Origin of the sequence: Streptomyces violaceusniger Tu 4113 (genome assembly GCF_000147815.2) — a bacterium.
Lineage (GTDB): Bacteria > Actinomycetota > Actinomycetes > Streptomycetales > Streptomycetaceae > Streptomyces > Streptomyces violaceusniger_A.
The window spans coordinates 6,198,999-6,219,020 of the sequence record NC_015957.1; the positions used below are offsets into that span (position 1 = coordinate 6,198,999).

The following is a 20,022-nucleotide window of genomic DNA, read 5'->3' on the forward strand; positions in this document are numbered from 1 at the left end:
ATCTGAACATGCGTCCTGAACGACCGTTCTGAACGGACGTTCAAGATTGGGGTAGGGTGGCCGGCATGGGACATCGGGAACAGTTGATGGCCGGGGCGAAGCGGTGCCTGGAGGAGCGGGGATTCGCCCGTACGACCTCGCGTGACATCGCCGCCGCCGCCAACGCACCGCTCGGCACGATCAATTACCACTACGGCTCGAAGGAGCAGTTGCTCAACGCGGCGCTGCTGGAATCGCTCGACGAGTGGAGCGAGAAGGTGCGGTCCGGGTCGGCGGAGGCCGCTCCGGACTCCGATGCCGGAACGCGAGCGGAGTCGATGTGGGCCCGGATCATCGAGTCCGAGACCACGGACCGGCCGCTGCTGGTGGCCGGCGCCGAAGCGTTCGCCCAGGCCGAACGTTCCGCCGAGGTCCGGCAGCAGCTCGCCGAGGCGTTCGAACGGTCCCGTACGGCGCTGGCGGCCGAGCTGCACGGCATCGAGGACGCGGAGGAGGGCGAGGTGGCCCGTGCGGTCGGGTCGGTGCACATGGCCCTGGTCGCCGGTCTCACCCAGCAGTGGCTGGTCGATCCCGAGCGCGCGCCCTCGGCGCGGGAGGTGGCCACGGGCCTGCGGAGGATCGCCCAGGCCCTCGAGTCCGATGCCTGATCCGGGTGCAGGAGTGGCACCGCCTTTCACCCATCTGCATGTGCACACCCAGTACTCGCTCCTGGACGGCGCGGCCCGGCTGAAGGATCTCTTCGCGGCCTGCCAGGAGATGGGCATGTCGCACCTTGCCCTTCGCGGGCTACGCCTACAACAAGGCGCATGCGGCCGCCTACGCGCTCGTCTCGTACTGGACCGCGTATCTCAAGGCCAACTACCCCGCCGAGTACATGGCGGCGCTGCTCACCTCGGTGCGTGACGACAAGGACAAGTCGGCGGTCTATCTGAACGAGTGCCGTCGTATGGGCATCAAGGTGCTGCCGCCGAACGTCAATGAGTCCGAGGCCAATTTCACCGCTCAGGGTGATGATGTGATCCTCTTCGGTCTCACGGCGGTCCGGAACGTCGGTCAGAACGTGGTGGAAGCGATCATCCGCGGCCGTAAGGCCAAAGGGAAGTACGCCTCGTTCCCGGACTACCTGGACAAGGCCGAGGCGGTGGTGTGCAACAAGCGCACCACGGAATCGCTGATCAAGGCGGGCGCGTTCGACGAGATGGGCCACACCCGTAAGGGGCTCACGGCGCACTACGAGGCGCTGATCGACAATGTGGTCGCGGTCAAGCGCAAGGAGGCCGAGGGGCAGTTCGACCTCTTCGGCGGCATGGCCGGGGACGGCGGGGACGGCGAGGGGCCGGGCTTCGGCCTCGACGTCGAGTTCTCGGACGTCGAATGGGAGAAGACCTATCTGCTCGCCCAGGAGCGGGAGATGCTGGGCCTGTATGTCTCCGACCACCCGCTGCTCGGTCTGGAGCAGTTGCTGGCCGGCACGGCGGACGCCACCGTCGCGCAGCTCACCGGCGGTGACTTCGCGGACGGTGCAATCGTCACGGTCGGCGGGATCATCTCCGGTCTGCAGCGCAAGATGACCAAACAGGGCAACGCCTGGGCCATCGCCACCGTGGAGGACCTCGCCGGCTCCATCGAGTGCATGTTCTTCCCGGCCACCTGTCAACTGGTGTCGGCCCAACTCGTCGAGGACACAGTGGTGTTCGTCAAGGGCCGCCTCGACAGACGCGAGGACGTGCCCCGGCTGGTGGCGATGGAACTGGCGGTCCCCGACCTGAGCGCCCGCCATGCCCCGCTGCGCCTGGAGATGCTCGAAGCGCACATGACACCGCGCTCCGTCCAGCAGCTCAAAGAGATCCTCCAGGCCCACCCGGGACCGACCGAGGTACATCTGCGGGTGCGTGGCCGGACCAGGACCACCGTCTACCGGCTGGGCTACCGTATCGGCATCCGGCCCGAGTTCTGGGCGGATCTCAAAGCGGCGGTGGCCGTCACCCGGGCGCCATGAGCCGGGCCACCACCCGGGTCGCGCGATCTACTCCCCCATTACGCAAGCGACTTGCAATTCTTGCGCTACGCTTGCGTGTATGACGCGACGACTTGCTGAAGTGGCGAAGAAGGTCGGTGTCAGCGAGGCCACGGTCAGCCGGGTGCTCAATGGCAAGCCCGGGGTCTCCGAAGCCACCCGGCAGGCGGTGCTGTCCGCGCTGGACGTCCTCGGCTACGAGCGGCCCACCCAGCTACGAGGCGACCGGGCCCGGCTGGTCGGGCTGGTCCTGCCCGAGCTGCAGAACCCCATCTTCCCGGCGTTCGCCGAGGTCATCGGCGGGGCGCTGGCGCAACTGGGGCTGACTCCGGTGCTGTGCACCCAGACCAAGGGCGGGGTTTCCGAGGCCGATTACGTGGACCTGCTGCTGCAGCAGCAGGTCTCCGGAGTGGTGTTCGCGGGCGGGCTGTTCGCGCAGGCCGACGCGCCGCATGACCACTACCGGCTGCTCGCCGAGCGCAACATCCCGGTGGTGCTGATCAACGCGGCCATCGAGCATCTCGGCTTCCCCGGCGTCTCCTGCGACGACGCCGTGGCCGTGGAGCAGGCGTGGCGGCATCTGGCCTCCCTCGGCCACGAGCGGATCGGGCTCGTGCTCGGGCCGGGTGACCATATGCCGTCGGCGCGCAAGCTGGCCGCCGCGCACGCGGTCGCCGGCCGGCTGCCGGACGAGTTCGTGGCCCGGGCGATCTTCTCGATCGAGGGCGGCCACGCCGCGGCCTCCCGACTGATCGACCGGGGGGTCACGGGCATCATCTGCGCCAGTGACCCGCTGGCGCTGGGGGCGATCCGGGCGGCGCGCCGCAAGGGGTTCGGCGTGCCGTCGCAGGTGTCCGTGGTCGGCTACGACGACTCCGCGTTCATGAACTGCACCGAACCGCCGCTGACCACCGTCCGCCAGCCCATCGAGGCCATGGGCAGGGCGGCCGTGGAGCTGCTGAACGCGCAGATCGGCGGCGCGGCCGTCCCGTCCGAGGAGCTGTTGTTCGAGCCGGAGCTGGTGGTGCGCGGCTCCACCGCGCAGGCGCCACGGGAGTGAGCGCGGGGCCCGTCGGGATGCGGTCGTCAGGGCGCTCGGCAGGCGGTCGACAGGAGGCGGCAGAGGGTCATCAGGCGCGCGGCGGGCTCAATTCGCCTGATCCACAGTCCAGTTGAATAATTACAGAATCTACGCGACATCTTGCGGCCCGTTGTCGACGGTGCTTGAGTGTGCGGCGCACTCACGGTTGTGTGCGCCCCGCTCGCGGCCGTGGGGCTTCCCTGCTCCTGTACAGAGGGGTCCACCCATGAGAAGCACCGGGTTCCGCCGTACGCTCATCGCGCTCAGCGCCTGCTCCCTCGCCCTCACCGCCTGCGGAGGGTCGAACGACGACTCGGCGGGCGGAAAGACGCGTATCACCGTCAACTGCATGCCGCCCAAGAGCGCCAAGGTCGACCGCTCGTTCTTCGAGGAGGACATCGCCTCCTTCGAGAAGCAGAACCCGGACATCGATGTCGTCGCGCATGACGCGTTCCCCTGCCAGGACCCGAAGACGTTCGACGCCAAGCTGGCCGGCGGCCAGATGGAGAACGTCTTCTACACGTACTTCACCGACGCCCGGCATGTCGTCGACATCAACCAGGCGGCCGATCTCACTCCGTACGTCAAGGAGTTGAAGAGCTACCCCACTCTCCACAAGCAGCTACGCGACATCTACACGGTCGACGGCAAGGTCTACGGCATCCCGCGCACCGGCTACTCGATGGGCCTGATCTACAACCGCAAACTCTTCGAGAAGGCCGGACTCGACCCCGACAAGCCGCCGATGACCTGGGAAGAGGTCCGCGCCGACGCCAAGAAGATCGCCGCGCTGAGCGATGGCACGGTCGGCTACGCGGACTACAGCGCACAGAACCAGGGCGGCTGGCACTTCACCGCGGAGCTGTACGCGCAGGGCGGCGACGTCATCAGCGCCGACGGCAAGAAGGCCACCATCGACACCCCCCAGGCGCGCGCCGTCCTGCGGAATCTGCACGACATGCGCTGGGTGGACGACTCGATGGGCAGCAAGCAGCTCCTCGTCATCAACGACGCCCAGCAGATGATGGGCTCGGGCAAGCTGGGCATGTACCTCGCCGCACCCGACAACATCCCGATCCTGGTGAAGGAGAAGGGCGGCAACTACAAGGACCTCGCCATCGCCCCCATGCCCGGTGGCAAGGGCACACTCATCGGCGGCGACGGCTATATGTTCCAGAAGAAGGACACGCCCGCCCAGATCCGGGCCGGCCTCAAGTGGCTCGACCATATGTTCCTCACCCCGGGCAAGGGTTTCCTCGGCGACTACGTCCGCGCCGAGAAGAACGACGCCCCGGTGGGCCTGCCCGAGCCGCGGCTGTTCACCGGCGCCGCCGACGCCAAGGACCAGCAGGTCAAGAAGGCCAACGCCAATGTCCCCGTGGACAACTACCAGACCTTTCTGGACGGCAATCAGAAGCTGCGGATGAAGATCGAGCCGCCGCACGCCCAGCAGATCTACTCCGTGCTCGACGGGGCCGTCTCCGCCGTCCTGACCAAGAAGGACGCCGACATCGACCAGCTCATCGAGGACGCTTCCGGAAAGATCGACAGCATCCTGGCCCGGGGCTGACCCGATGACCAGGACCGCTGCGCGGCCGCCCGCCGAGGCGATCGCCGTCCACCCGGTACAGGCGCCGCCCCCGGCGGGGGGTCGGGGGCGGCGCCGCCTCGCCGACCAGGCCCGCGCCTACGGATTCCTCCTCGGCGGTCTCGTCTGCTTCGCGTTGTTCTCCTGGTATCCGGCGATCCGCGCGGTCGTGATCGCCTTCCAGAAGTACACGCCCGGCTCGTCCCCCGAGTGGGTGGGCACCGCCAACTTCACCCGGGTTCTGCACGATCCGGAGTTCACCGCGGCGTGGCGGAACACCCTCACCTTCACCCTGCTGGCGCTGGTCATCGGCTTCGCGATCCCGTTCCTGCTCGCCCTCGTCCTCAATGAACTCCGGCACGCCAAGGCGTTCTTCCGGGTCGTGGTCTATCTGCCGGTGATGATCCCGCCGGTGGTCAGCGCCCTGCTGTGGAAGTGGTTCTACGACCCCGGCGCCGGGCTGGCCAACGAGGCGCTGCGCTTCGCGCATCTGCCCACCTCGAACTGGTCCAACGGCGCCGACACCGCACTGGTCTCCCTCGTCATCGTCGCCACCTGGGCCAATATGGGCGGCACCGTCCTGATCTATCTGGCGGCGCTGCAGTCCATCCCCGGTGAACTGTACGAGGCGGCCGAGCTGGACGGTGCGAGCCTGCTGCAACGCGTCCGCCACGTCACGATCCCCCAGACGCGGTTCGTCATCCTGATGCTGATGCTGCTGCAGATCATCGCGACGATGCAGGTCTTCACCGAGCCCTTCGTGATCACCGGGGGTGGCCCGGAGAACGCCACGGTCACCGTTCTCTACCTCATCTACAAGTACGCCTTCCTCTACAACGACTTCGGTGGCGCGTGCGCGTTGAGCGTGATGCTGCTGGTGCTGCTGGGCGTTTTCTCCGCCCTCTATCTGTGGCTGACCCGCTCCGGGGAGGACGAAGCGTGAGTACCCGGACCCTCGTCTCCCCCGCCGCCCTGGCCCGCCCCCGCGGCCGGGCCGTCTACTGGACGGTCTTCACGGCCGTGGTGGTGCTGTTCGCGATCGCCTTCCTCTTCCCCGTCTACTGGATGGTGACCGGTGCGATGAAGTCGCCGGACGAGGTGACGCAGACCCCGCCCAGCCTCGTCCCGAAGCAGTGGCACTCCAGCGGCTACACCGACGCCTGGGACCTGATGCAGCTTCCGCAGCATCTGTGGAACACGGTGGTCCAGGCGGCCGGTGCCTGGCTGTTCCAACTGGTCTTCTGTACGGCCGCTGCCTACGCCCTGTCCAAGCTGAAGCCCGCCTTCGGCAAGGTGCTCCTCGGCGGCATCCTGGCCACGCTGATGGTCCCGGCCCAGGCGCTGGTCGTGCCGAAGTATCTGACCGTCGCCGATCTGCCGCTGATCCACACCAGCCTGCTCAACGACCCGCTCGCGATCTGGCTGCCGGCCGTGGCCAATGCCTTCAACCTCTATCTCCTCAAGCGGTTCTTCGACCAGATCCCGCGCGATGTCCTGGAGGCCGCCGAGATCGACGGCGCCGGAAAGCTGCGCAGCCTGTGGTCGATCGTGCTGCCCATGTCGCGTCCGGTGCTCGGCGTCGTGTCGATCTTCGCGCTGGTCGCGGTGTGGCAGGACTTCCTGTGGCCGCTGATGGTCTTCTCCGACGCCGGCAAGCAGCCGATCAGCGTCGCACTCGTCCAGCTGTCCCAGAACATCCAGCTGACCGTGCTCATCGCCGCGATGGTCATCGCCAGCATCCCGATGGTCGCGCTGTTCCTCGTCTTCCAGCGGCACATCATCGCCGGGATCAGCGCGGGCAGCACGAAGGGCTGATATCGCCCCCTCGACAGAAAGGCATCCACCGTGGCCCAGCCCACCCCTGCCCGGACGCCCCACGACTGGTGGCGCTCCGCCGTCATCTACCAGGTGTATGTGCGCAGCTTCGCCGACGGGGACGGCGATGGCACCGGCGACCTCGCGGGCGTCCGCGCCAGGCTGCCGTACCTCGCCGGACTCGGCGTCGACGCGCTGTGGTTCAGTCCCTGGTACCAGTCGCCCATGAAGGACGGCGGCTATGACGTCGCCGACTACCGCGCCATCGACCCGGCGTTCGGCACCCTGGCCGAGGCGGAGAAGCTCATCGCCGAGGCCCGGGAGCTGGGCATCCGCACGATCGTCGACATCGTGCCGAACCACGTCTCCGACCAGCACCCCTGGTGGCGTGCCGCCCTCGCCGGCGGCCCTGAGCGCGAGCTCTTCCACTTCCGCCCGGGCCGTGGCGACCACGGTGAACTGCCGCCCAACGACTGGAAGTCGGAGTTCGGCGGCCCGGCGTGGACCCGGCTGCCCGACGGCCACTGGTATCTGCATCTGTTCGCCCCCGAGCAGCCGGACCTCAACTGGGCGCACCCTGCCGTACGCCAGGAACACGAGGACATCCTGCGCTTCTGGTTCGAGCGGGGTGTCGCGGGCGTCCGCATCGACTCGGCCGCCCTTCTGGCCAAGGATCCCCGGCTGCCCGACTTCGTCGAGGGCCGCGATCCGCATCCGTACGTCGACCGCGACGAACTCCATGACATCTACCGCTCCTGGCGCGGGGTGGCCGACGAGCACGGAGGTGTGTTCGTCGGCGAGGTGTGGCTGCCGGACAGCGAGCGCTTCGCCCGCTATCTGCGCCCCGACGAGCTGCACACCGCCTTCAACTTCTCCTTCCTGGCGTGCCCTTGGGAGCCCCGGCTGCTGCGGGCGTCGATCGACGAGACGCTCGCCGAACACGCTCCGGTGGGCGCGCCCGCCACCTGGGTGCTGTGCAACCACGATGTGACCCGCACGGTCACCCGCTACGGGCGCGAGGACACCGGCTTCGACTTTGCCACCAAGGTCTTCGGCACCCCCACCGACCTCGCCCTCGGCACCCGGCGGGCGCGGGCCGCCGCCCTGCTGTCGCTGGCCCTGCCCGGCGCCGTCTACGTCTACCAGGGGGAGGAACTGGGCCTGCCCGAGGCCGACATCCCCCGCGACCGCATCCAGGACCCGATGCACTTCCGCTCCGGCGGCACCGACCCGGGCCGCGACGGCTGCCGGGTGCCGCTGCCGTGGGGGGCCGAGGCGCCGTACGCCGGTTTCGGGTCGCACCAGGAGCCGTGGCTGCCGCAGCCCGCGCACTGGCCTGCGTACGCGGCCGATGCGCAGGAGGCGGACCCGGGCTCGATGCTCGCCCTCTACCGCGAGGGGATGCGCATCCGCCGCGCCACCCCCGGTTTCGGCGACGGGCCGCTGACCTGGCTCCCCTCGGCCGACGGTGTCCTGGCCTTCGCCCGTGACAACGGTCTGGTCTGCGTGGTCAACCTCGCGGACACCCCCGCCGAGCTGGACGGCACCTCCCGGCTGCTGCTCAGCAGCGGCCCGCTGGACGACCAGGGCCGCCTTCCGCAGGACACGGCGGCCTGGCTGCTCGCCTGAGCCACCCCCACCACACCGCGCTATCCCCACCCCCACCACGAAGGGATCAGCACATGCACAGCAGCAGCATCGCATCGGCATCCGCCAGGCGCTTGTCGGCGATCGGCGTGGCCGTCGCCCTGGCGGCCGGCATGCTCGTCACCCTGACCCCCACGGCCGCACACGCGGCGGCGGGCGCCTCCCTGCCCTTCACCTCGGTCGAGGCCGAGTCGGCCACCACCACGGGTACGAAGATCGGCCCCGACTTCACCCAGGGCACGCTCGCCTCCGAGGCGTCCGGGCGCCAGGCCGTGCGTCTCGCCACCGGCCAGCGCGTCGAGTTCACCGCACCGCGCGCCGCCAACGCGGTGAACGTCTCCTACAGCGTGCCCGACGGCCAGTCGGGCGCGCTCAATGTCTATGTCAACGGCACCAAGCTGGCCAAGACCCTCACGGTCACGTCCAAGTACTCGTATGTGGACACCGGCTGGATCATGGGCACGAAGACCCACCACCTCTACGACAACGCCCGGCTGCTGCTCGGGCAGAACGTCCAGGCCGGTGACAAGATCGCCTTCGAGGCGGCGAACGCCCAGGTCACCGTCGATGTGGCCGACTTCGAGCAGGTCGCGGCGGCGGCGAGCCAGCCCGCCGGATCGGTCTCGGTCACCTCCAAGGGCGCCGACCCCAGTGGGCAGGGCGACTCGACCCAGGCGTTCCGGGACGCCATCGCCGCCGCGCAGGGCGGCGTGGTCTGGATCCCGCCGGGTGACTACAAGCTGACCTCCTCCCTGAGCGGTGTCCAGAACGTCACCCTGCAGGGCGCCGGTGGCTGGCACTCCGTCGTGCACAGCTCGCGGTTCATCGACCAGACCAGCTCCTCCGGCAAGGTCCACATCAAGGACTTCGCGGTCATCGGCGAGGTCACCGAGCGCGTCGATTCCAACCCGGACAACTTCGTCAACGGCTCGCTCGGCCCGGGCTCCAGCGTGTCGGGCATGTGGCTCCAGCATCTGAAGGTCGGTCTCTGGCTGACCGGCAACAACGACAACCTCGTGGTCGAGAACAACCGCATCCTCGACACGACCGCCGACGGCCTCAATCTCAACGGCAGCGCCAAGGACGTTCGGGTCCGCGACAACTTCCTGCGCAACCAGGGCGACGACTCGCTCGCCATGTGGTCGCTGAACTCCCCCGACGTGAGCAGCAGCTTCGAGAACAACACCATCTCGCAGCCGAACCTGGCCAATGGCATCGCGATCTACGGCGGCAGGGACATCACGGTCAAGAACAACCTGATCTCCGACACCAACGCGCTGGGCAGCGGCATCGCCATCTCCAACCAGAAGTTCCTGGACCCGTTCCATCCGCTGGCCGGCACGATCACGGTCGACGGCAACACGCTGGTGCGCGCGGGCGCCATGAACCCCAACTGGAACCACCCGATGGGCGCCCTGCGCGTCGACTCCTACGACAGCGCCATCGACGCCACCGTCAACATCACCAACACGACCATCACGGACAGCCCGTACAGCGCCTTCGAGTTCGTCTCCGGCGGCGGCAGGGGCTACGCGGTCAAGAACGTCAATGTGACCGGCGCGACCGTGACCAACCCCGGAACGGTCGTGGTCCAGGCGGAGGCGCAGGGAGCGGCGAAATTCGGCAATGTCAGCGCCTCCAGCGTCGGCGTGGCGGGCGTCTACAACTGCCCGTTCCCGGCCGGTTCGGGCACCTTCGAGGTCGCCGACGGCGGGGGCAACTCCGGCTGGAGCAGCACCTGGTCGGACTGCTCCACCTGGCCCCAGCCGGGCCAGGGCAACCCGGACCCCGACCCGGGCCGCAATCTCGCCAAGGGCCGCCCGGCCACCGCGAGCGGCTCCCAGGACGTCTACACCCCCGGCAAGGCGGTCGACGGCGACGCCGGCACCTACTGGGAGTCGACCAACAACGCCTTTCCGCAGGCCCTGACCGTGGACCTGGGCTCCGGCCAGGCCGTCCGCCGGCTGGTGCTGAAGCTGCCGCCCTCCTCCGCGTGGGGCGCCCGTACCCAGACCCTGTCCGTGCTGGGCAGCGCGGATGGCTCCGCGTACTCGACGGTGGTGGCATCGCAGGGCTACCGCTTCGACCCGGCGAGCGGCAACAAGGTCACCGTCGACCTGCCCGGCGCCACGCAGGCGCGCTACCTGAAGCTCGATGTCACCGGCAACACGGGCTGGCCGGCGGCCCAGCTCAGTGAGGTGGAGGCGTATCTGACCTCGTGACCCTCGCCCCCGCGCTTCGCCGCCCGGAGCCCCCGGGGCCGCCCTGAGCCACGCGGCCGCCCCGGTTCCCGGCCCGGCGAAGCGCGGGACAAGGCGCTGGTACACGAGCATTACCAGGAGCGCTTGCATGATCATGCATAAGACTGCATACTCCTGCTGTGTCCAAAGTTCTCACCTCCCTCCCTGTCGGCGAACGCGTCGGGATCGCCTTCTCCGGCGGCCTCGACACCTCGGTAGCGGTCGCGTGGATGCGCGACAAGGGCGCGGTGCCCTGCACCTATACCGCCGACATCGGCCAGTACGACGAGCCCGACATCGCCTCGGTCCCCGGGCGCGCCACCACGTACGGCGCGGAGGTCGCCCGGCTGGTCGACTGCCGGGCGGCCCTGGTGGAGGAGGGGCTCGCGGCCCTTGCCTGCGGGGCGTTCCACATCCGCTCCGGCGGCCGCAGCTACTTCAACACCACCCCGCTCGGGCGGGCGGTCACCGGCACTCTGCTGGTGCGCGCCATGCTCGAGGACAATGTGCAGATCTGGGGCGACGGCTCCACCTTCAAGGGCAATGACATCGAGCGGTTCTACCGCTACGGCCTGCTGGCCAATCCCTCCCTGCGGATCTACAAGCCCTGGCTGGACGCCGACTTCGTCAGCGAGCTCGGCGGCCGCAAGGAGATGTCGGAGTGGCTGGTCGCCCATGACCTGCCCTACCGGGACAGCACCGAGAAGGCCTACTCCACCGACGCCAACATCTGGGGCGCGACCCACGAGGCCAAGTCGCTCGAGCACCTCGACACGGGCATCGAACTCGTCGAGCCGATCATGGGCGTGCGGTTCTGGGACCCGACGGTCGAGATAGCGGCCGAGGACGTCACGATCGGCTTCGAGCAGGGCCGGCCGGTGACGATCAACGGCAAGGAGTTCGCCTCCGCCGTCGACCTGGTACTGGAGGCCAACGCCGTCGGCGGTCGGCACGGCATGGGCATGTCCGACCAGATCGAGAACCGCGTCATCGAGGCCAAGAGCCGGGGCATCTACGAGGCACCGGGCATGGCGCTGCTGCACGCGGCGTACGAGCGGCTGGTCAACGCGATCCACAACGAGGACACCGTCGCCACCTACCACAGCGAGGGACGGCGCCTCGGCCGGCTGATGTACGAGGGCCGCTGGCTGGACCCGCAGGCGCTGATGGTGCGCGAGTCGCTGCAGCGCTGGGTCGGTGCGGCGATCACCGGCGAGGTGACCCTGCGGCTGCGACGCGGTGAGGACTACTCCATCCTCGACACCTCCGGACCGGCGTTCAGCTACCACCCCGACAAGCTCTCCATGGAGCGGACCGAGGACTCCGCCTTCGGGCCGGTGGACCGGATCGGCCAGCTCACCATGCGCAATCTCGACATCGCCGACTCGCGCGCCAAGCTGGAGCAGTACGCCGGGCTGGGCATGGTCGGCAACGCGCATCCGGCGCTGATCGGCGCCGCGCAGGCGGCCTCGACCGGGCTGATCGGCGCGATGCCCCAAGGCGCCTCCGAGGCGATCGCCTCGGACGGACACGGGTCCGGGCAGGACACGCTGCTCGACCGCGCCGCGATGGAGTTCGGCGCCGACTAGGTCTTCGCTCCACCGCGCGCGACAACGGCCAGGGCACCCCTCGACGGGGCGTCCTGGCCGTGCGCTATCCCTGGCGGCACGAGAGGTATTGACGCCCCGGGTGAGTCCTCTATCATCCAGGGCGTCCGTAAGACCGGCCAGCATTCGACATACCGAACGCACGCGCCGTACGCGCCCAGCACGACAGCACCCGCACCCCGCACCATCCGTTCCGGTAAGGCCCTCCCCACGCGCCACCGTGCCGGATCCACGAAGGCGCCCGCGGTGCTCGTGCGGCGGGTCTCCGACCACCCCTTGGAGCCCCGCATGCTTCCACCAGGACGACGTCCTCATCCGCGCCCCTGCCATGCGGCGGTGGTGTTCCTGTTAGGTCTGGCGATGTCGCTGTTCGCCCTCCCCCTGGGGCCGGCCGCCGCCCAGGACGCGAGCGCACCGGCCACCGAGAGAACCACCGCCCAGCTACCCGGCAGCTTCCAGTGGTCCTCCAGCGGCCAGCTGATCGCCCCCAAACCCGACGCGAGCCACCCCGTGGTCTCCGTCAAGGACCCGACCGTGATCCAGGCGGACGGCAAGTGGCATGTCTTCATGACGACCGCGAACACCTCGGGCGCCTGGAGCATGGCCTACACCAGCTTCACCGACTGGTCGCAGGCGGGCTCGGCCCCGCTGACCTACCTGGACACCAACCCGAACATCGGCACCCGGTACGCCGCCGCTCCCCAGGTGTTCTACTTCGCGCCCAAACGCCTGTGGTACCTCGTGTACCAGACCGGCCCGCCGTCCTACTCCACCAGCACCGACCCCGGTAACCCCCGGAGCTGGTCGGCGCCCAAAACCTTCGACAATGCGGCGGGCGCCAATGCGCTCGACTACTGGATCATCTGCGACGACGCCAAGTGCTATCTGTTCTCCTCGGACGACAACGGCCACCTCTTCCGCTCGGAGACCACCGTCGGCGAGTTCCCGGGCGGCTTCCGCAACACCCAACTCGTCCTGCAGGACTCCAAGTTCGCCCTGTTCGAGGGCGAGGCCGTCTACCGCGTGCAGGGGACCAACACCTATCTGCTGATGATGGAGGCCATCGGCAGCGACGGCAGGCGCTACTACCGCTCGTTCACCGCCCAGGGGCTGACCGGCCAGTGGCAGCCCCTGGCGGCCACCGAGTCCAACCCCTTCGCGCGCAGCAACAACGTGTCCTTCCCGGCCGGGGCCTGGACCCGCGACATCAGCCACGGTGAGCTCATCCGGACCGGAAACGACCAGACGATGACCATCAACCCGTGTCGGCAGCAATTCCTCTACCAGGGCATGAACCCCTCGGCCGGCGGGGACTACTCGCAACTCCCCTGGCGGCTGGGACTGCTCACCCAGACGAACGCCACCTGCTGACCACTCCCGCAGACGCCAAGCGGCGCGGCACCCCCGCTCGGGGGGTGCCGCGCCGCCGGAGGGGCCGGGCGCGGGCCGGGTCAGCCCACGGGCTTGCCCGCCGCACCGCCGCCCAGGCCATCGACGTACGAGGCGATCCAGGCCAGCGGGGCGTTCCAGTTGATGGTGATCTCGTTGGTGGAGTACGCCATCAGGCTGTCGGTGTAGCACATCGCCGGGGCGCAGCCCTTCAGCTTCTTCTTGGCGACCACGTCCTGCAGCCCGGAGTTCGGGCCGCCGGCCAGCGAACCGGGTGCCGGATGCGGCAGCTTGTGGTCACGCTGGTGCGCCCAGAAGCGGTGGTGCTGGTTGTGCGAGTTCCGTTCGCCGTAGCCGGTGACATAGGACTGGTTGAGCGGATTTCCGCCCAGCACGTAGTCCATGCCACGGAGCACCGCGTCGAGGTAGCGGGGCTTGCCCGTCAGGTCGTGTGCGGTGGCGAGCACGATCATGTTGTTCAGCACCTGGCTGTTGGAGCCCCACTCGTACTTGCCGTCCTTCGGCGCGTACGGAACGCCGTAGGCCGACTTCGCGGAGTCCGCGGCGTAGCGGTCGGCGGCCTTCGTCACCATCGTGCGCACCTCGGCGCGCTGCTGCGCGGTGAGCTTGTTGGGGACGGTGGCCAGGTCGAGCGCGCCGAGGCCTGCGGTCGAGGCCCACGACATGCCGCCGCCGCGCGGGAAGAGCGCGTCGACGTCGCGATGCAGCGGCGAGCCGAGCACCGCCTTGGCATAGGTGTGATCACCGGTGCTGAGGAACAGCTCGGCCGCGGCCCAGTAGAGCTCGTCGCCCACGTACCGGTCGCCGTAGGCACCGCCACCCGTGGAGTCCTTGTCGCTGGCGAAGATCTTCGGATGTGCCTTGGCCGCGTCCCACGCGGTCCGGGCCGCGTGCAGGCAGCGGGCGGCGAACTCCGGGTCGTAGGACTTGAAGACGCGGGCGCTCTGCGCGGCGGAGGCCGCCAGGTTGAGCGTGGCCGCGGTGGACGGCTTGTGCAGCTCACGCTGCTGCTTGTCCTGGTCGGGACGGGTCGGGAACCCGGTCCACTGCTTGTCGTGCACCTTGTGGAACGCCATCCCGGCGAGCGGCTTGCCCTGGGGCACCTGCATGCGCAGCAGGAATTCCATCTCCCAGCGGGCCTCGTCCAGGACGTCCGGCACGCCGTTGCCACGCTCGGGCACCCGGAGCCGGCCGTCACCGAGCGACGCGGGGTCGACGCCCTTGGTGGTGTGGGTGCGCTCGTACGCGGACATGAGCTGGGCCACTGAGATACCGCCGTTGACGACGTACTTGCCCTGGTCACCGGCGTCGTACCAGCCACCGGAGACATTCCGGCGGTAGTCGCACTCGCCCTTCCGGCAGGGGACATCGGTGTCGCCCCGGTGCGGGGCCGCCTTGTCATGGCCCGCGGGACGGGCGTACTTCGGGCCCACGAGGTCCGCGTCGATCTTGATGCCGCTGCGGTTGTGGTAGAAGTACGCCAGCGCGTCGCTCCGCAGCGAGCGGTAGAGGTGGTCACCGATGCTGAACGGCTCGCTCTTCTGCCCGTCGATGGTGACGGTGTACCCCTCACCCGCGTCGGTGACCTTGCTGAAGTCGAAGGTCTGGACGTTCTGCCGGGAGCTCGGGTCGACGCCCGCGGGGTGAGTGGTCCCGCTCGCCCGCTTGGTGCCGTCGGCGGCCCGGAGCGTCCAGGTCAGCGGCTTGGTGGCAGGGGTGACGACGGTGCCCTTCTTGGGGCCGTGGGTCAGATAGCCGACCTGGTTCACCCGCACCGGCGAGCCGGTGTCGGCCTTGGGGGCGGCCGTCTCGGCGCCGTGCCGTGCGTGGTGGCCCACGGCGCCTGCCGCGGGTGCGGTCAGGGCGCCGACGGCAAGGCCGGCCGCGATCGCCGCGCCGAGCATGCGCCGGCGGCGGCGATCGGTCCGATCGGGGGCGGTACGTACGCGAGGAGCAGAAGACAAGTCTCAGCACTTCCGAGGGTTTCGGCGTCTTTTCCGTCCCTCAGAGGCTAAGGAAACGTCCTGGCCTGCAGCTTCGTACGCTTAGCCGAAATCCGGGTACACCAGGTGACCGAGGCCGGCCTCCTTCAATCGAGGTATTCCGGCAGGTGGGCCCGGGTGGCGGCGGGCCACCGGCGGGGTGCCTACCAGCGGGCGAGATCGGCCTGGAAGGACGGGTCGAAGCGCCGCATGTACCCGGTGTCATCACGGTTGCGCTGTCCGCAGCGGACGTACTGCTCGTGCAGCCGCGCCAGGGCGTCGGGGTCCAGTTCCACGCCGAGGCCGGGGGCGGTCGGCACGGGCACCGAGCCGTCGGTGAACGTCAGCGCGCCGTCCACGATCACGTCCTCGGTCTTCCAGGGCCAGTGGGTGTCGCAGGCGTAGGTGAGGTTCGGGGTGGCCGCGGCCAGGTGGGTCATCGCGGCCAGGCTGATCCCCAGATGCGAGTTCGAGTGCATGGACAGGCCCATGCCGAAGGTGTCGCAGATACCGGAGAGCAGCTTGGAACGGCGCAGGCCGCCCCAGTAGTGATGGTCGGAGAGGACGACCTGGACGGCGTCGGCGGCCACCGCCGGGGCCAGCTCGTCGAAGGCGACCACGCACATGTTGGTGGCCAGCGGCATGGGGACCTCGCGGGCGACCGCGGCCATGCCGTCGATCCCGGGGGTGGGATCCTCCAGATACTCCAGCACGCCGTCGAGGGCGCGCCCGACCTTCACCGACGTCTGTGTCGTCCAGACGGCATTGGGGTCCAGGCGCAGCGGATGGCCGGGGAAGGCGCGGCGCAGCGCCCGTATCGCCTCGATCTCCTCCTCCGGGGGCCTGACGCCGCCCTTCAGCTTGATCGCGGTGAAGCCGTAGTCGTCCACCATCCGCCGGGCCTGCGCCACGATGGCGTCGGGGTCGAGGGCCTCGCCCCAGGAGTCCGGCTCCTGGCCGGGGTGGGCGGCCCACTTGTAGAAGAGGTAGGCGCTGAACGGGACCGCGGAGCGCACGGCGCCGCCGAGCAGGTCGCTGACCGGGCGCCCGACGGCCTTGCCCTGGATGTCCAGGAGCGCCACCTCGAACGGGGAGGCGACCCGGTCGACGGTGCTGCTGGTGGTGATCATGCCGGTGAGCCCGGAGCCACCGGCGCCGCCCACGCGCTCGATGACCCGCTGGACGCGCTGGTGCAGCTCCTCGGTGGCGAAGGCGTCGAGCCCGACGATCTCGTGCCCGACGGCCGCGAGGCGCTCCAGATGGAGCTCGTCCGCGTAGGTCTCGCCGAGCCCGGTCAGGCCCGCGTCGGTGTGGATCTGCACGATCGAGCGGAGCGCGAAGGGCTCGTGGACGCCGACGGAGTTGAGCAGGGCCGGGTCGCGGAAGGCGACGGGGGTGATGGTGACATCCGTGATGCGCAGGGGTGCTCCGTCAAACATCGACGTCCATTCATATAGTTGAACAGATGGTAGGTGTGTGAACCCTACCAAGGGGCATGCCCGGACCAGGAGAAGGCAAACCACCAGCCATAACTCATGCGTAATCCCGCGGAATTGTTGCTTCCGGAGTCATTGACCCGCGAGAACGGGTGCTCGTAAAGTCTGCACACACTTCATCAGTGTTCAAGTGTATGAACGATGCGAGGAGAGCCGGCATGGTGAATCCCCCCGCCCCCGACCCTGATCCGGCCGCCTCCTCGGAGCTCGTCGAACGGGCCGTGACCAAGTTTCTGCGGCGTGTGATGCCCATCTTGGTCCTCATGCTGGTGGTCAACCAGATGGACCGCACCAACGTCGGCTTCGTCCAGGACGACCTCAAGGCCGACATCGGCATCGGAAGCGCGGCCTACGGACTCGGCGCCGGGCTGTTCTTCATCGGCTACGCCCTGCTGGAAGTCCCCAGCAACATGCTGATGGAGCGCTTCGGTGCCCGCGTCTGGCTCACCCGCATCATGATCAGTTGGGGCGCGGTGACCCTCGCCATGTGCTTCATGTCCGGGGCCACCTCCTTCTACGTCCTGCGGTTCCTGCTGGGCATCGCGGAGGCGGGGTTCTTCCCCGGTGTCATGTACTACCTCACCACCTGGCTGCCGGACTCCACCCGCGGCCGGGCCAGCGCCCTCTTCCTCGGCGGCTCCGCGACCGCCTACATCGTCACCGGCCCCATCAGCGGCGCGCTGCTGGAAATGCACGGCCTGGGCGGATTCGCCGGCTGGCGCTGGATGTTCGCGCTGGAAGGCGCCATCTCGATCACCGTGGGCATCGTCGCCGCCTTCTTCCTCGTCTCGCGGATCCAGGACGCCCGCTGGCTGACCGGCGAGGAGAAGGCCGCCCTCGGCGCGGCGGTCGACCGGGACCGCGAGGCGCGCAGCGGCGAGCCGCAGGTGTCCCGGCTGCGCCTGGTGGTCCACCCCCAGGTGGCGCTGCTGACCGGCGTGTTCTTCGCCATGGCGCTGACCGGATACGCGATCACGTTCTGGCTGCCGAGCCTGGTCGACGACATCGGCGGGCTCTCCTCCTTCCAGATCGGGCTGCTCACGGCCGTCCCGTGGATCTGCGCGGTCATCGCGATGTACACGATGAGCCGCTACACCGACCGCCTGCCGGACCGGCGGCCCTACCTCGCCATCGTCCTGGTGCTGTCCGCCATCGGCACGTTCCTCGCCACCCTCGGCTCCCCGTGGTTCGGCCTCGCGGCCGTCACCCTGGCCGCCGTCGGCAGCAAATGCGCCGCCAACCTCTTCTGGCCGCTGGCCCAGTCCACGCTCGACCTCAGGGTCACGGCCGCGGGGCTCGCCGTCGTCAACTCCCTCGGCAACCTCGGGGGGTTCGTCTCCCCGACCCTCTTCGGCTATCTGGAGGAGACGACGGGCAGCACCAACGGCGGCCTCTACGCGCTCTCCGCGGCCTCGCTGCTCGCCACCGTCGGCGTGTACTTCCTGCGCCGCGGCAGCGGCCAGGGCGGCGCCGAGGCCGCCGCCCCGGTCCCCGCACGGACCGTCTCCGGGTGACCCCGGCGCGCCCGCCCGGAACCGTGTGGTTCCGGGCGGTACTGGACCGTGGAGCCTCAGCGGCGGACGGTCGTGGCCCTGGCCGTCACAGCGCGCTCATCGGTGGGGCCGACGCGGTCAGCGAAGCCCGGATGCCGACGTGGGCACGGCACGCGTGACCTGGATCTTCTCTCGGAACATCAGTGTCTCGACCCGGGGGCCGATCTCCTGCTGCCACCGCTCGCTCTGGTAGACCGCCGCGTACAGCCGCTCCCGCTCCGCCTCGTCGGCGAAGCGCCGCATCCACACGTAGCCGTCGGGATCCTCCTCGTCGATGAACGAGGCGATGACGTTCACCCCCTTCGACTCCTGGAAGGGGATGATCACCTCTTCGATGAAGCTGACCCATTCCTCCCGGCGGCCGGGCCTGATCTGGTAGCGGCGGATCTCGTAGAACATACGTGTCTCCTTCGAGCTGCTGTGATGGGTGGTGCGAGAGGGCCTCGGGCGTCCGCCGTCGGCGCGGAGCGGGTCAGGCGCCGACGCGGAGGACCAGCTTGCCGCGGGTGTGGCCGTCCTCCCCGTGGCGGTGGGCACGAGCGACCTCCTCCAGCGGGAAGACCTCCTCGACCTCGACCGCGACCTCACCCTTGTCGATCAGTGCGGCGATCGTGGTGAGGGCGGCACCGTCCGGCTCGACGAGGAAGGCGCTGGTGCGCATCCCGAGGGCGTCGGCGGCCTGCCGCACCTCGGGGGCGACGCCACCGGGGACGGCCACCAGCAGTCCGCCCTTCCTGAGCACCTTCAGGGAACGGGTGCTAGTGGCGTCGTGGTCCTCGCCCAGAAGGTCGATCACCACATCGACGTCCTCGACCGTGTCCTCGAAGCGCTGCTCGGTGTAGTCGACCAGCTCCGCCGCCCCGAGCCGGCCGAGCCATGCGTGCCGGCTCTCCCGGGCGGTCCCCACCACCCGCGCCCCCAGGTGCCGTGCGAACTGGACGGCGAAGTGCCCGACGCCACCGGCGGCGGCGTGCACCAGAACCCGCTGCCCGGCCGTCACCTGCGCGGTGTCCACCACGATCTGCCAGGCCGTCAGCGCCGCCAGCGGCACGGCGGCCGCCTCCTCATGGCTCGACGTGGCCGGCTTACGGGCGAACTGGCGGGCCGGAGCCGTGACGAACTCGGCGTAGCCACCGGCCTGACGGGGAAACCACGGCATGCCGTACACCTCGTCGCCGGGGGCCAGCGTGGTCACCCCGAACCCGACTTCCTCGACCACACCGGAGACATCCCAGCCCAGGGTGAACGGCGGCTCGCCGAGCACACCCGCCATGCCGCCGCCCTGACGGGTCTTCCAGTCGACCGGGTTGATACCGGCGGCGCGCACCCGCACCAGCACCTCGGTGGGCAGCGGCTCCGGCCGCGGGACCTCCGCGACGCGCAGCACCTCCGGGCCGCCGAGCGCGTCCTGCACCACCGCACGCATCATGGACCTGGCCACGTGTGCCTCCTGAGCTCATCGTTCTCGTCACGCCCGCTCTTCCGGGCGCGCTCGCACGCTAACCGCAGGGACCTGGTTACCCACAAGGGACACTGCTACCTTTTGGGTAGTACCAGCGCCCGGAAGGTCCCTCCATGAGCACGCG

The 20,022-nt window shown here is 69.3% G+C and carries 14 protein-coding genes and 2 pseudogenes; 12 read left to right on the forward strand and 4 right to left on the reverse strand.

What is annotated here, in order from left to right; all coding sequences use genetic code 11:
* Positions 1 to 65 precede the first annotated feature (65 nt).
* From STRVI_RS25135 to STRVI_RS25180, 11 genes and pseudogenes are all read left to right on the forward strand, one after another.
* Positions 66 to 647 carry a TetR/AcrR family transcriptional regulator gene (locus STRVI_RS25135; RefSeq protein WP_043236524.1) on the forward strand — a complete coding sequence of 194 codons (582 nt, stop codon included), beginning with the start codon at positions 66 to 68 and terminating at the stop codon, positions 645 to 647.
* A pseudogene (locus STRVI_RS56065) lies at positions 640 to 732 on the forward strand (hypothetical protein); the annotation flags it as partial. The gene STRVI_RS25135 and the pseudogene STRVI_RS56065, both read left to right, overlap by 8 nt.
* Before the next feature lie 40 nt (positions 733 to 772).
* Positions 773 to 1,999 (forward strand): annotated as a pseudogene (locus STRVI_RS25140) (OB-fold nucleic acid binding domain-containing protein); the annotation flags it as partial.
* Positions 2,000 to 2,078: 79 nt separating this feature from the next.
* Positions 2,079 to 3,077, forward strand: a complete 999-nt coding sequence (locus STRVI_RS25145) for a LacI family DNA-binding transcriptional regulator (protein ID WP_014058444.1) — start codon at positions 2,079 to 2,081, stop codon at positions 3,075 to 3,077.
* Positions 3,078 to 3,324: 247 nt separating this feature from the next.
* Entirely contained in the window at positions 3,325 to 4,668 is a 1,344-nt protein-coding gene (locus STRVI_RS25150; RefSeq protein ID WP_014058445.1) for an ABC transporter substrate-binding protein, read from the forward strand.
* A gap of 4 nt (positions 4,669 to 4,672) precedes the next feature.
* Positions 4,673 to 5,629 (forward strand): carbohydrate ABC transporter permease, encoded by a 957-nt coding sequence (locus STRVI_RS25155; RefSeq protein WP_014058446.1) that lies wholly within the window; start codon positions 4,673 to 4,675, stop codon positions 5,627 to 5,629.
* Positions 5,626 to 6,501 (forward strand): carbohydrate ABC transporter permease, encoded by an 876-nt coding sequence (locus STRVI_RS25160; RefSeq protein ID WP_014058447.1) that lies wholly within the window; start codon positions 5,626 to 5,628, stop codon positions 6,499 to 6,501. Before STRVI_RS25155 ends, STRVI_RS25160 begins: the two co-directional genes overlap by 4 nt.
* A 30-nt stretch (positions 6,502 to 6,531) precedes the next feature.
* The gene (locus tag STRVI_RS25165) at positions 6,532 to 8,130 is read left to right on the forward strand and encodes a glycoside hydrolase family 13 protein (protein ID WP_014058448.1); all 1,599 of its coding nucleotides are present in this window, start codon (positions 6,532 to 6,534) and stop codon (positions 8,128 to 8,130) included.
* Positions 8,131 to 8,183: 53 nt separating this feature from the next.
* Positions 8,184 to 10,370: a discoidin domain-containing protein gene (locus STRVI_RS25170; RefSeq protein ID WP_014058449.1), complete on the forward strand. Its 2,187-nt coding sequence runs from the start codon at positions 8,184 to 8,186 to the stop codon at positions 10,368 to 10,370.
* A 158-nt stretch (positions 10,371 to 10,528) separates the two neighbouring features.
* Positions 10,529 to 11,977 carry an argininosuccinate synthase gene (gene argG / locus STRVI_RS25175; RefSeq protein ID WP_014058450.1) on the forward strand — a complete coding sequence of 483 codons (1,449 nt, stop codon included), beginning with the start codon at positions 10,529 to 10,531 and terminating at the stop codon, positions 11,975 to 11,977.
* A 354-nt stretch (positions 11,978 to 12,331) separates the two neighbouring features.
* Positions 12,332 to 13,366 carry a non-reducing end alpha-L-arabinofuranosidase family hydrolase gene (locus tag STRVI_RS25180; RefSeq protein WP_014058451.1) on the forward strand — a complete coding sequence of 345 codons (1,035 nt, stop codon included), beginning with the start codon at positions 12,332 to 12,334 and terminating at the stop codon, positions 13,364 to 13,366.
* Positions 13,367 to 13,446: 80 nt separating this feature from the next.
* On the opposite strand, the gene STRVI_RS25185 is transcribed toward STRVI_RS25180, so the two are convergent.
* Both STRVI_RS25185 and STRVI_RS25190 read right to left on the reverse strand, forming a co-directional pair.
* Positions 13,447 to 15,309: a glycoside hydrolase family 9 protein gene (locus tag STRVI_RS25185; protein WP_014058452.1), complete on the reverse strand. Its 1,863-nt coding sequence runs from the start codon at positions 15,307 to 15,309 to the stop codon at positions 13,447 to 13,449.
* Positions 15,310 to 15,551: 242 nt separating this feature from the next.
* Positions 15,552 to 16,826: a glucarate dehydratase family protein gene (locus tag STRVI_RS25190; RefSeq protein WP_014058453.1), complete on the reverse strand. Its 1,275-nt coding sequence runs from the start codon at positions 16,824 to 16,826 to the stop codon at positions 15,552 to 15,554.
* A 215-nt stretch (positions 16,827 to 17,041) separates the two neighbouring features.
* Between STRVI_RS25190 and STRVI_RS25195 the strand changes: the two genes are divergently transcribed.
* The gene (locus tag STRVI_RS25195; RefSeq protein ID WP_014058454.1) at positions 17,042 to 18,397 is read left to right on the forward strand and encodes an MFS transporter; all 1,356 of its coding nucleotides are present in this window, start codon (positions 17,042 to 17,044) and stop codon (positions 18,395 to 18,397) included.
* Between the two features lie 117 nt (positions 18,398 to 18,514).
* Here the strand turns inward: STRVI_RS25195 and STRVI_RS25200 are convergent, their stop codons facing one another.
* Together STRVI_RS25200 and STRVI_RS25205 are read right to left on the reverse strand one after the other, a co-directional pair.
* Positions 18,515 to 18,835: an NIPSNAP family protein gene (locus STRVI_RS25200; protein ID WP_014058455.1), complete on the reverse strand. Its 321-nt coding sequence runs from the start codon at positions 18,833 to 18,835 to the stop codon at positions 18,515 to 18,517.
* A 73-nt stretch (positions 18,836 to 18,908) separates the two neighbouring features.
* Positions 18,909 to 19,862: an NADP-dependent oxidoreductase gene (locus STRVI_RS25205; protein ID WP_043239748.1), complete on the reverse strand. Its 954-nt coding sequence runs from the start codon at positions 19,860 to 19,862 to the stop codon at positions 18,909 to 18,911.
* Positions 19,863 to 20,022: the final 160 nt, after the last annotated feature.

Coding starts and splice junctions, on each gene's coding strand:
- STRVI_RS25135 (WP_043236524.1), top strand. CDS start 66: ATGGGACATCGGGAACAGTTGATGGCCGGGGCGAAGCGGTGCCTGGAG.
- STRVI_RS25145 (WP_014058444.1), top strand. CDS start 2,079: ATGACGCGACGACTTGCTGAAGTGGCGAAGAAGGTCGGTGTCAGCGAG.
- STRVI_RS25150 (WP_014058445.1), top strand. CDS start 3,325: ATGAGAAGCACCGGGTTCCGCCGTACGCTCATCGCGCTCAGCGCCTGC.
- STRVI_RS25155 (WP_014058446.1), top strand. CDS start 4,673: ATGACCAGGACCGCTGCGCGGCCGCCCGCCGAGGCGATCGCCGTCCAC.
- STRVI_RS25170 (WP_014058449.1), top strand. CDS start 8,184: ATGCACAGCAGCAGCATCGCATCGGCATCCGCCAGGCGCTTGTCGGCG.
- STRVI_RS25185 (WP_014058452.1), bottom strand. CDS start 15,309: ATGCTCGGCGCGGCGATCGCGGCCGGCCTTGCCGTCGGCGCCCTGACC.
- STRVI_RS25190 (WP_014058453.1), bottom strand. CDS start 16,826: ATGTTTGACGGAGCACCCCTGCGCATCACGGATGTCACCATCACCCCC.
- STRVI_RS25195 (WP_014058454.1), top strand. CDS start 17,042: ATGGTGAATCCCCCCGCCCCCGACCCTGATCCGGCCGCCTCCTCGGAG.
- STRVI_RS25200 (WP_014058455.1), bottom strand. CDS start 18,835: ATGTTCTACGAGATCCGCCGCTACCAGATCAGGCCCGGCCGCCGGGAG.
- STRVI_RS25205 (WP_043239748.1), bottom strand. CDS start 19,862: ATGCGTGCGGTGGTGCAGGACGCGCTCGGCGGCCCGGAGGTGCTGCGC.